The following is an 11,732-nucleotide window of genomic DNA, read 5'->3' as shown; positions in this document are numbered from 1 at the left end:
TGTTTGTTGGGCCTTGTAGCTATCAGCCTGCGCAACTAAGTCGTCACCATTTGTCCGCCGTTAACATGCAGCGTTTGACCTGTAATGTAGGAGCCGTCATCCGAAGCCAGCAGCACATAGGCGGGGGCCAATTCATAGGGCTGCCCGGCACGCTTCATCGGCGTATTGGTGCCAAAGGTGCGAATCGCCTCAGGCGGCTGTGTAGCGGCATTCAGCGGAGTCCAGAAAGGACCGGGAGCAATGGCGTTCACGCGAATGCCCTGATCGACCAGATTATTAGCCAGAGCGCGGGTGAAGCTGACAATGGCTCCTTTGGTCGCTGAATAGTCGATCAGATTCTTTTGACCTACATAGGCTGTAACCGATGCCGTATTAACGATGCTGGCTCCAGCCCGCATATACGGCAGTGCTTCTGTAGTCATATGGAAGAAGGAAATAATATTTGTATCAAACGTATCACGAAGCTGCTGTTCGCTGATATCCAGATACGATTCGCGCACAAACTGAACACCCAGGTTGTTAATCAGGATGTCAATCCGGCCAAAGGTTTCCATCGCTTTTTGGACAACCAGACCACAGTTGCTTTTTTGCCTCAGGTCACCCGGAATTAACAAACAACGTCTGCCGAGCTTATGAATGACATCACGGGTTTCCATAGCATCTCGATGCTCATCGAGATAGGCAATGACCAGATCGGCCCCTTCTTTGGCAAAAGCCACAGCAACCGCACGACCAATACCGCTGTCTCCGCCGCTAATAATAGCCACCCGATCCAGAAGCTTTCCGGTGCCGATATACTTTGGATTATCATAAATAGGGCGTGGAACCATCAGGTATTCCAACCCCGGCTGTCTATATTGATGCTGGGGAGGAAACGCAATCGGAACTTCTTTACATTGGGTTTCTGTACCGTAATAAGGATATTGCCAATTCATTGATAATCCCTTCTTTAGGCGTTTTAAAATCCAATATATTCAAAATGGGCGCAAACGGTGATTCAGGACTGTCGCCTTATCCCGAAACTGTCGCTCCATCTGCCGGAATATGGACACGCCCCTCCAAACCTTCACGGTTGATATGTTCCGTAAGCTCGGAGCGAGATAGTAGACAATGGTTGATTGCTTCCATGTGGACAGCAACCACTTGTGTATAAGGGGCATGTTGCGCAACAGTCGTTACATCTTGGGCAGTCATAATGATGGGATCACCAACCGTAAACCGTGCTCCTCCAGCGTTCACGATCGTCCAGTCAGGACGGTATTTATTCAGTGTTTCCGCGACTTCATTGCACCAGATCGTATCCCCGGCCAAATAGACGACAGGCTCACCTGGAGCCTGAAATACAAAGCCGGATACGGGGCCCATCTGTTCCCCGATTTCTCCGGTACCGTGATGCCCGGTTGTACGGATAATCTCAATTTCTCCCACAGAACCAAGCACCCCAATCGGACTAACCTGTGTAAAACCGTCAGCAGCGATCTGTTCTTCATTTCCGGGTTGGCAGAAGACGGGGATCTGTTTGTCCAGCCAGCGTACTGCTGCCGGGTCCCAATGATCCGGATGCAAATGTGTGACGATGACAACGTCAGGCTGTCCGAGCGTCTGCCATTGCGGCGGCAAGGGAACCAGCGGATTCCGGAGGTTATTTTCCGAATTGGGAACCGGCGGATTTACGCCAGCATCGCTCAGCATCGGATCAATCAGAAATTTTACGCCAGCGTATTCCAGCCATAAGGTTGCGTTGCGGATTAGTGTGATTTTCATATATGGAAGCTCCTTTGGTAGTGAATGATTTATTTTTGACCGAGTGTATTTTCGGCGGTTCTTTATTTCTGTTACAATCATATCTGACGCAAGGAGATACAGGCTACGGCCTGCTGAAAGGAAAACCAGCATTCTCGTTTCATCATGAAAGGAAAAATAACTATGGAACTATTCGCACCTGATGACACCGACCTGCGCATTCTTCATCATTTAATTGAAGACAGCTCTTTATCTCACAAGGAGATCGGTCAGCTTGTTCATTTGACGGGCCAAGCAGTAGGGGCGCGTATTCGAAAAATGCAGGATGCGGGCATTATCGAGGGCTATACGCTGCGATGGAACCCTGAAAAAATTGGACAGACGATTCATGCCTTTATTACGGTTTTTTTAAATTCAGGAACGACTCACAGTGCTTTCCAGGCTTTTGCACGGGAACATCCCTATATTGTCGAAATCCATCGGGTGAGTGGGGAGGGCTGTTATTGGATGCGGTTGCGCATGTCGTCACAGGCAGAGTTAAATACCATGCTGGATGAACTTACGAAGTTTGGTAATTACAAATTGAGTTTTTCAATTGGCGAAATTTAACGTTAAAAGCTTTCGGCGTTTGTGCCGAAAGCTTTTATTTGGCGAGGGCTATCGAAGCCAGCGTTATAGGCTCATTTTTAAAATATGCTGCAAGCCGTGTTGTCCCATTTTAGTGTTACCTTCATCTCTAAAGCCGCATTTGAGATACAGACTTTGGGCAGACAGATTACGGGCATTGACACCCAGCACAATCTCGCGAATATGTGGGAAGTGTTTGGAGATGAACTGCGGTAGCAGAAGCAGCCCTTTTTTAGCGAACCCTTGTCCCTGATCTGCGTAATGAATAGAGAAAGCGCGCAGCAGCAGTGCCTCAGAAGTATTCGTATGGTCCGCTAATTCATCTCCATCGTATAAAATGAAAAAACCAACCGGTCTTCCGGTAGCCGTAATCACGACAGGATGGCGGTGCGGATCTTCCTTGGCCAGTGCCAGCATTTCATCCGGCATTCCAGTAAACTGCTTCTGCTCCTCAGGCAAGTAAAAGGTATGTAAAATGGCATCATGCTCACAATGGTAAGGGACAAGCTCTACACTAGCGGTTGAAGAAGACCGTGAGGCGAATGTGCGTTTATTCATCATTACACTCCGATTCTACGTATTTTTAACTTACTATATCATCTAGTTTGCTGAAAAAAGAAACCTGAACTCGCACTACTTACGTATTACCCATACATAAACTAGCATAGTCAAAAGGAGACGTCTACAGTTATGAAGCAGCTTACAGAATATCGGGAAAGTCAGGACGTATTGCGTCATGAGCTGAAGAATATTGAGAAATGGGAGAAGGAGCAGAAGGACATTTTTTTCTGGGAAAAAATCGGCAGATGGCCTTTTATGCTGCTGGATCGGCTGACGCCCAAAATCATTAAAGACAAGCTGGAGCAACTGCTTAACGAGATGGGTAGCTTCATTCAGAACGGCGGTAAATATTTGGTGAAAGAAGAGACGGTTCTGAACAGGCTGAAAAAGACGGCCCGTGAACATGTGATTCAGCAAAATGGCGCAGATTCCGCTTTGGATACGCAGGACCGGCCACGTGCCGGGGAGAACGCTGATTTGGAACGTAGTACCGAATCCACGTGGGAGTTGAAGCAGGCGGCGGAGCTCCCGCTAACGATCATGGATCAGACCGCTGACGATATGACGTCGGGTCGCATTACCTTTGCCACCGCTCAGGGAGCAACAACGGGGATTGGCGGTGTGTTTACGATTGCGGCGGATATTCCTCTTTTGCTCGGCTTGTCGCTCAAAGTGCTTCAGGAAATAGCCTTATGCTATGGCTTTAATCCCAATGATAAGCAGGAACGCATTTTTATTATTAAATGTATGCAATTCGCTTCATCCGATATTGTGGGCAAAAAGGCTGTATTAGAGGAGCTGGCCTTGTTTGATGATCCTTCACGTCAGGCGCAGGTATTTTCCCAGATACAGGGGTGGAGAGAGGTCATTAACACCTATCGCGATCAGTTTGGATGGAAAAAGCTGCTTCAAATGGTTCCGATTGCGGGCATTTTGTTTGGCTCCATCGTGAATCGAAGCGCTATTCGTGACGTAGCTGAAGCAGGGAAAATGCTGTATCGGAAGCGTCGTATTTTGATGCGTTTGGCAGAAGTAGAGAATTGATTGGAGCTAAAGTGGAGAATGGATTGCAACTTTAGTGTAAAAGTGGATATTCTTTTCGGTGGGGAATCACATTAGTTCGCTATAAAGGTGTGCAGCGACCAAGATGGCCGCTGCACGTTTGTCTGTTACACCTCGGCTCCATTTTCTTCCGCCCAGCGGTTCAGGGTTTTATCTGTAGGAAGCAGGAAGGTTAAGATGCCGAGCAGCGGCAAAAAGCCGCATAGGAACATGATGTGAGTGATGCCTACTTTGTCGATCCAGTTGCCGAGCACGAGTGCGCCCACACCACCAAGGCCAAAAGCGAGGCCCGTAATGAGACCGGACACGGTCCCGATTTTGCCGGGCACGAGCATCTGTGCATATACGACTGTGACCGAAAAGCTAGACAGCATAATAAATCCGATAATTGCCAGCAGGATTGCCGTCCAGAATTGGTTGGCATAAGGCAGCAGCAACGCGAGTGGTGCAGCTAATACCATGGACAGAAAAATCATATTCCGTTTACCAAAACGGTCCGCCAGCGGACCGCCAAAGAAGGTGCCAAGCGCTCCAGCCCCGAGGAACAGGAAAATGTAAAGCTGTGCATCAGCCAATGGCATTTTAAATACTTCCATCAGGTAAAACGAATAGTAGCTTCCGACCGAGGTCGAGTACCACGAACGAACGAATACCAGTAGAATGAGGACAATCATGGCAAACATAACGCGGTTACGCACTTCGGGCTTCATGCGGCGTGCCACCGCTTTTTTGCGTGCAATGCCTTCTGTACGCAGGACGTTACCGTACCAGCGGGCGATGAACGTTTGCACCACAATTCCCGCTGCCGCAATACCTGTGAACCAGATCGCACCAAATTGTCCCAACGGGATAAAAATCCAGCTCGTGAGCATCGGCGCCAGCGATTGGCCCGCATTGCCGCCAACCTGAAAAATGGATTGTGCCAAGCCCCGGCGTGAACCTGCCGCCATATGGGATACGCGCGAGCCTTCCGGGTGAAAGGCAGCCGAGCCCAGACCCACAAAGATGACTGCGATCAGCACCGCTTTATAATCAGCAGCATAGGCGAGCAGCAGCATGCCGGTCAGCGTAAAGCCCATACCGATGGGAAGGATAGCCGGCGTAGGTCGTTTGTCCGAAAACAAGCCAATCACGGGCTGCATGATTGAAGCTGTAAAATTGATCGCGAATGAAATCCAGCCGATCTGCGTGTAGCTCAGGTTCATAGATTCCTTTAAGATCGGAAAGATCGCTGGAATGACCGATTGAATCGAGTCATTGAACAGATGGACGAAACTGATCGCAATCAGAATCGCAAAAACGGTGCCTTTCGCTTGCGGACCCGGGAGGGGGAGCGATTGGCTCGTTTCATTTTTTGTAGCAGATTTACTAGTCATGGCAACCTCCGAATATGTATGTATATTTTAAGATATAGGAAGCGATCCGTTTGCAGCAAATGGCTGAAAGTGGGATAAAGCCCCACTTTACTCATTGCTGCTTGCCCATCCTGATGGATACTCTTCATTGCTCGATCCTTTAATTCACGATAGATTATCTTGCTCTGGGTGCATTGTATCTGATATAAGATATCCTTTACTTATCATTTTACTCGCTAATATGCATTAATGGGTTCAACTCATCTTCAGGAATTATTAGATTTCCACAGTAGACCATATTGGAGTGAAATTCCCATTCGCCATATGCCACCAAATGGTTATAACCCTTAACTCTTTTGATTAATGCCCAAATCCCAAGATTACTTTGTGCGTTTGCATCAAGAAGAATCCAATCCTTGTATTGCAATAGCTGAGGCTCTCCAAACATATGAAATGAATCCAAATAGCCTGTTCCATCACGGGGTGGCATTTCATTACATACATTTTTCAATAACAGGACTTCCTCCACTCTGACAGTGATCCAAGCTCTTTTTTCATTTTTGGAGATGATGTCTTCAAATCTACATTTAATAAACGCAGAGAAGTTGATCTCATCAGGCTGCTCATCCCAACCATTAAAGTTTGAATAAGCAGGTCTGAATAAAGTCCAAAAAGTTTCTCCAACGGACATATGAAAAGGAAAATATACTTGTACTTTTTTTAAGTCACCTTTTGCCGGGGGTTTCAATGCTCTTTCCCATATTTCACTATTTAGATCTGGAGTATCATGTTTGAAATCCGCCCAGTCCATAGCATCTTCGATGGCTACAATCTCAAAATCTTTGTTTTCTAATAGGGGTTTATCTGGTACCTGTTTGCATGCTCCACACTTGAAAGCAATAGTTTTCTCGTTCATAAGACAACCTACCTTAATTAAATTTTATGGTCCACTGCTCCAACTATATTGATCATAAGGAAATATCAACATGGTGAAAGTATTACAAACACAATAAAACTATTTCTATGTTGAGTGTTGTTGATATTCTTTTACATGAGGATTTTGCAAAAATCCCATAAGCGACTTCCAATGAACAAGATATAGATCGAAATGGTTTAGTTCGTCTATATATTGCACTTCGGAGCGACCGGAATCGAATTTTTCAAAATCCTGACATATAAATAAGCAAGAAGAATTTAACAAAACTAAGCTCTTTATTTAACAAACTTAAGATATGATTCTTTATGTCATACAACTTGTTGTATAGATAATAGCTCCGTAGAGAAAGTATGAAGAGCACAAGAGAAGAGAGGATCTGATTTGAGATGAAATCGCTAAGGAAACCATTATCAGTTGCATTACTATCTTTACCATTACTTCTAGGTTCCTTGGGTGGAGGTTATGCGAGTGCGGCAACCCTACCAACAACGGTAACTCCAACAGAACCGTCGTGGGGATATTTCGTAGATCATTATAAAAATAATAGTTCTGCAAATAAGACGGAAAGCTCTAATCCGACCCTCGGGTTGCTCTCCGAATTTAATAAGCTTTGGACTCCCGGCGCTACCTGGGATACAGGTACCAAGCTAAACAGCAGCGTACTGGACGCCAATATTCAAAAAGTGATTGATATGGCTGCCCGCCGCACTTCTAGTGGGGCCGATGCGGCTTATTTGGATGATCGCAGAAATCAGAGCTACAGTGTGATCGACGGTCTGGGTTCACTCACTGATGTATATCGAAAGAATGCGGGTGCAAATACAACGATCAAGGATATTCCGGCCGATGCCTCAACTAAAAAATATGAAGATGATGGGACCAATGCAGGGAGTACAAGTTCCAATCTTGGCAACATCGTAAATCTGGTAAATACCTTGCGCGGGGAATACTCTACGACGAACCCGGCTAAGTCTTACTTTAGCTATCCTCGCCCGTTTCGCTGGAGCGATAACTCAGTGGTTGTTCCAAGCCTTATCCCCGCTCTCAAAGCTGATGCTACTAGCGATGGCGGCTTTCCTAGCGGCCATACCAATGCTGCGTATCTCAGTTCTATTGCTATGGCCTATGCCGTGCCGGAGCGTTATCAGGAACTGCTGACACGAGCTTCGGAGCTGGGCAATAACCGTGTTGTTGCCGGTATGCACTCACCGCTTGATGTTATGGGAGGCCGTGTCATGGCAACGGCGATGGCTGCTGCTATCCTGTCTGATCCAGCCAATAGCAGTTTGAAGAAAGCGGCTTATCAGGATGCTCGTAAACAACTGCTGTCTCAAAAAGGTACAGCTCCAGATCGGTTCAGCAATTATGCCACAAACAAAAAAAATTATAATCAACGATTAACATACGGATTCAGTCAGGTTAATCCAACTACGACGCCAATGACAGTGCCTAAGGGAGCTGAGGTACTGTTGGAGACACGCTTGCCTTACCTGGATAGCACACAACGTCGTTGGGTTTTGGCTACTACAGGGATTCCTTCCGGCTATCCTGTACTTGATGATGCTGAGGGGTGGGGACGATTGAACCTGTTTTCTGCTGCGGATGGCTACGGTGCTTTCACCAATAATGTGACGGTAAATATGGACGCTTCCAAAGGCGGATTCAATGCACTGGATCGCTGGCGCAACAATATCTCCGGCGTTGGAAAGCTGACTAAAAAGGGAACAGGTACGTTGAAGCTAAAGGGCAACAATACGTATACTGGCGGTACACAGATCGACCAAGGTACTCTGGAGGGAAATACGGAAACGGCTTTCGGAAGTGGTGGAATTACGAATAACGGGGGAACTCTGCTTAAAAATACTTCTGGAAAGCTGATTATTGGCGGAAATTACAGACAATCTGCCAAGGGAACACTTGAGCTTAACCTGCGCAGTAAAAATGATGTGCTCAAAGTGAAGGGAACAGCCACACTCAACGGGAAATTACGCCTGAATTTTTCAAACAAATATGTACCGGCTAATGGTGCTACGATCTTAACTTTTGGTAAACGGAATGGAGCATTTTCTTCCATTGAAACGGTAGGTTTACCAAGCAATTATAAAGTGAAGGTTATCTATACAGCTGACAGTGTTCAGTTGAAAGTCACTACGTAAAACGTAATAAACTCGGTATACAACAATTGAAGTGCACCTTTAAAATGCATCGGGGTAAACCAGAAGGTTATTCCAGCGTGTATTCTAGGGGTGCACTTCACTGTTTAAGGATGGGGAGTATCAGCTTATCGGTTATCGACCTTTTCCGGGTACATATCATGATTCATCATGCGATGCTCCGCTATCTGCTCATACTTCGTTCCCGGTTTGCCGTAGTTGGTGTAAGGGTCGATAGAGATGCCGCCGCGTGGCGTGAATTTGCCCCATACTTCAATGTAGCGAGGGTCCATCAGCTTAATCAAGTCATTCATGATGATATTGACGCAGTCTTCATGGAAATCGCCGTGGTTACGGAAGCTGAACAGGTACAGCTTAAGGGATTTGCTTTCTACCATTTTAATATCAGGAATGTAGCTGATGTAGATGGTTGCAAAATCAGGCTGTCCTGTAATCGGGCACAGGCTGGTGAACTCCGGGCAATTGAACTTTACAAAATAATCCCGATACGGATGTTTGTTATCAAAGCTTTCGAGAATGGCGGGATCATAGGCAAAAGTGTATTGTGTACCTTGATTGCCAAGCAGGGTAACGTCAGTCATTTCTTCGGGTGTTCTTCCGGTCATATGGATGAGGCTCCTTAAATTTAGTTTGGTTTGGTAAACGAGATAGGGAGTTATGGTGGTGGGAGGTCGCTCCGCGAATGATTTGAGCTTCCGATCGCTGTTGAAATGGGATTCTTTCTGATAAGATGAAAGATATAGGTTAGAATCCCATTTCAAAGGCGAGCGCTATCGCTTCTCCAGCTTCAATTCCTCCGCTTCGCTGCCGACCGCCGTCAACACCATAAAGTCCCTACCCGTTTACATATTGGTTGGGGCAGAAGTGAATAATGCTCGCTCCTATATGAAAGGAGCGTTATTTTGCGAGAAACCCCGCCCTTACGGACGAGGGTTTCTCTTTTGGATGTCGAAGGTGTATTTCGACTAATTTGGCGTATCTTGTGTATCACATACAGCTCATACGGAATATATTACATATAAGTGTTATACGCCGCGTTTGTTGCCCCATACGAGGGTGTGGAGCTGCGGGAGTACTCTTACGTCGTTTAGGCGGGAATCGTCCATGACGCGGTCGATAAGCCATTCATAACGATGGAGCAGGGACTCCGCAATCTGTCCGGTGTTCTCCGTGTTCACATCTGGGTTACCAGTCTGAAGGAACAGAGGTACGTGTGGATAGCGCTCGTGAACGGTGCGGGCATATGCAAGATCGGTGTCATCGAAGATGACGACCTTCAAGCTGCAAGCTCCCGTGTAGAGCCGCGCAGATTCATTAGCGGGTTCCTTTGCGCACGTTGCGGTTGGGACGTTGGATGCTGTCCGGGACTCCCCAGCAATCTTCCGGTTCGACAGACGGGCGACGATATCATCCAGCACATCCCAGTTGGTCGACATACCAGAGCTGGGCGGCTTCGGGGATAAGGTTACCTCGTCGATATCGTACAGCCATTCCTGCCAACGGGAGCCTTGTGTTTCGACGGCGGTGGCAATGCCTTGACTGCGCAGCAGGGTGATTAGCTCCCCAAGCTGCGGCAGCAGGACAGGATTGCCTCCGGAAAGGGTCACATGCGAAAACCGTTCACCGCCGATGGCCTTAAGCTCCTGCCAAATGTCTGTGGCGCTCAGACGACGGATCTGATCCTTGGCGCTGCCGTCCCAGGTAAAGGCGGAGTCGCACCATGAGCAATGGTAATCGCAGCCTGCGGTGCGAACAAACATCGTTTTACGACCAATGACCATACCTTCGCCCTGAACGGTGGGACCAAACACCTCCAGTACAGGAATAGGGGCTATTTTGGCTCCGTGGGAGGCTACCATTGGTTGGTGAGTAGTCACGGTATTACTCATCGAGCATCCACTCCCGTCGGAACTCGGCGTAGCTGGTAGGTGTCTCAAACAATCGTACAAACTCGGTACGTCCACCTTCTACACGGGAACGGTATGCATCTGAGGTCAAGGCGGACTCCATTTGCTCAAAGATCCAGACGACCATATTTTCCGCCGTTGTATTCATTGGGGGAAGCGTCTCATTCAAGTAACGGTGGTCCAGAAAAGGCTCAATCCGCTCTTTCCAGATCGTTTTGATGTCACCAAAATCCAGCGTTAGACCCGTTTCGCCCGGTATGCCGCTTATGCCAAAAACAACGATATAGGTATGTCCGTGCAGATTTTTGCATTTGCCTTCGTAGCAGTGCAAATGGTGTGCTGCATCGAACGTAAATTGCTTGCTGACCAGTACACGTTTGCGGTGATAACGCAGCTGAGAGCGCTCAATGTCTGTCCCGAATTGCTGGAGCTTGTCGACAATACGAAAGGTACCTGGCTCACGCATGGCCTTCAACTCCTTGGGACGAAGATCCGCGAACCGTAAGATACTGCTCCAGTCCGGCACGACGAAGTTTGCAAGCAGGGCATTCGCCACAGCCATCGCCAATGACGCCGTTATAGCACGTTAGTGTACGGGTTCTTACAAATTCAAAAGCTTTCAGCTCATCGGCCATTTGCCAGGTTTCGGCTTTGTTCAACCACATGAGCGGGGTATGAATAACAAAGGGATAGTCCATCGAAAGGTTCAGTGTGACGTTCAGCGATTTAATAAAAGAATCTCGGCAATCGGGATAGCCGCTGAAATCCGTCTCACAAACGCCTGTAATGATGTGGCGCGCTCCTTTTTGCTTGGCGAGAACTGCCGCGAAGCTCAGGAACAATAGATTGCGACCGTCTACAAAGGTGCTAGGCAGCTCGCCTTCCTGTTGAGTAATGTCAATGTCGGTGCGTGTGAGGGCATTAGGGGCAAGTTGATTGAGCAGGCTCATATCCAGTACCGTTTGCGGAACACCCAGCTCGCGGGCGATTCCGGCGGCTACTTCGATTTCCTGCTTGTGGCGTTGACCGTAATCAAACGTCACAGTTTCTACTTCAGCAAAATGTTTTTTTGCCCAAAATAAACAGGTTGTGCTGTCTTGGCCGCCGCTGAATACGACGACTGCTTTTTCGTTTGCAAACATAAAAAAACCTCTCGATCTTCTTGGAATGGTGCAAGACACGGAGTCTTGTCACTTGGAAGAAGGAGAGTTCTTGAACCGACTTCAACAAAAAACAGGCCTTGCCCCGCGAATTCATTTTTCTTGCGGAGGACAAAGCATCGTTAGTTTTTTATAGAGGGAGTTCGCGAACCTCTCCCATGCGTAACACATGGATTTTCTTCATTAGAGTCTGCCACGAGGACAGA

The 11,732-nt window shown here is 47.4% G+C and carries 12 protein-coding genes and 1 riboswitch; of the genes, 3 read left to right on the top strand and 9 right to left on the bottom strand.

From position 1 onward, the window contains the following. Positions 1-35: 35 nt before the first annotated feature. Together AC6EJC_RS05185 and AC6EJC_RS05180 are read right to left on the bottom strand one after the other, a co-directional pair. Positions 36-935, bottom strand: a complete 900-nt coding sequence (locus AC6EJC_RS05185) for an SDR family oxidoreductase (protein ID WP_444953035.1) — start codon at positions 933-935, stop codon at positions 36-38. Between the two features lie 76 nt (positions 936-1,011). Next, entirely contained in the window at positions 1,012-1,764 is a 753-nt protein-coding gene (locus tag AC6EJC_RS05180) for an MBL fold metallo-hydrolase (RefSeq protein ID WP_444953034.1), read from the bottom strand. Between the two features lie 162 nt (positions 1,765-1,926). Between AC6EJC_RS05180 and AC6EJC_RS05175 the strand changes: the two genes are divergently transcribed. Further along, on the top strand, positions 1,927-2,352 hold the full coding sequence (locus tag AC6EJC_RS05175; RefSeq protein ID WP_444953033.1) for an Lrp/AsnC family transcriptional regulator: 426 nt from the start codon (positions 1,927-1,929) through the stop codon (positions 2,350-2,352). A gap of 63 nt (positions 2,353-2,415) precedes the next feature. On the opposite strand, the gene AC6EJC_RS05170 is transcribed toward AC6EJC_RS05175, so the two are convergent. Further along, the gene (locus AC6EJC_RS05170) at positions 2,416-2,928 is read right to left on the bottom strand and encodes a GNAT family N-acetyltransferase (protein WP_444953032.1); all 513 of its coding nucleotides are present in this window, start codon (positions 2,926-2,928) and stop codon (positions 2,416-2,418) included. Between the two features lie 132 nt (positions 2,929-3,060). Between AC6EJC_RS05170 and AC6EJC_RS05165 the strand changes: the two genes are divergently transcribed. After that, the gene (locus AC6EJC_RS05165; protein WP_444953031.1) at positions 3,061-3,975 is read left to right on the top strand and encodes an EcsC family protein; all 915 of its coding nucleotides are present in this window, start codon (positions 3,061-3,063) and stop codon (positions 3,973-3,975) included. 125 nt (positions 3,976-4,100) lie between these two features. On the opposite strand, the gene AC6EJC_RS05160 is transcribed toward AC6EJC_RS05165, so the two are convergent. After that, positions 4,101-5,369 carry an MFS transporter gene (locus tag AC6EJC_RS05160; RefSeq protein WP_444953030.1) on the bottom strand — a complete coding sequence of 423 codons (1,269 nt, stop codon included), beginning with the start codon at positions 5,367-5,369 and terminating at the stop codon, positions 4,101-4,103. Positions 5,370-5,577: 208 nt separating this feature from the next. Continuing rightward, positions 5,578-6,264 carry a hypothetical protein gene (locus AC6EJC_RS05155; RefSeq protein ID WP_348624573.1) on the bottom strand — a complete coding sequence of 229 codons (687 nt, stop codon included), beginning with the start codon at positions 6,262-6,264 and terminating at the stop codon, positions 5,578-5,580. A 407-nt stretch (positions 6,265-6,671) separates the two neighbouring features. Here AC6EJC_RS05155 and AC6EJC_RS05150 point away from each other — a divergent pair, with 407 nt between their 5' ends. Next, positions 6,672-8,441 carry an acid phosphatase gene (locus AC6EJC_RS05150; protein WP_444953029.1) on the top strand — a complete coding sequence of 590 codons (1,770 nt, stop codon included), beginning with the start codon at positions 6,672-6,674 and terminating at the stop codon, positions 8,439-8,441. Between the two features lie 125 nt (positions 8,442-8,566). On the opposite strand, the gene queF is transcribed toward AC6EJC_RS05150, so the two are convergent. From queF to queC, 4 genes are all read right to left on the bottom strand, one after another. Then, the gene (gene queF, locus AC6EJC_RS05145; RefSeq protein ID WP_029516147.1) at positions 8,567-9,064 is read right to left on the bottom strand and encodes a preQ(1) synthase; all 498 of its coding nucleotides are present in this window, start codon (positions 9,062-9,064) and stop codon (positions 8,567-8,569) included. A 420-nt stretch (positions 9,065-9,484) separates the two neighbouring features. Then, positions 9,485-10,348: a 7-carboxy-7-deazaguanine synthase QueE gene (gene queE / locus AC6EJC_RS05140; protein ID WP_444953028.1), complete on the bottom strand. Its 864-nt coding sequence runs from the start codon at positions 10,346-10,348 to the stop codon at positions 9,485-9,487. Then, positions 10,341-10,832, bottom strand: a complete 492-nt coding sequence (queD, locus tag AC6EJC_RS05135; RefSeq protein ID WP_444953027.1) for a 6-carboxytetrahydropterin synthase QueD — start codon at positions 10,830-10,832, stop codon at positions 10,341-10,343. Before queD ends, queE begins: the two co-directional genes overlap by 8 nt. Next, positions 10,825-11,508, bottom strand: coding sequence for a 7-cyano-7-deazaguanine synthase QueC (gene queC / locus AC6EJC_RS05130; protein WP_444953026.1), 684 nt, complete (start codon positions 11,506-11,508; stop codon positions 10,825-10,827). Before queC ends, queD begins: the two co-directional genes overlap by 8 nt. A gap of 134 nt (positions 11,509-11,642) precedes the next feature. Further along, positions 11,643-11,686: riboswitch (PreQ1 riboswitch) on the bottom strand. Positions 11,687-11,732 lie beyond the last annotated feature (46 nt).

The organism is Paenibacillus sp. TY11, assembly GCF_059772165.1.
This window is presented reverse-complemented; position numbering and strand designations above follow the sequence as displayed.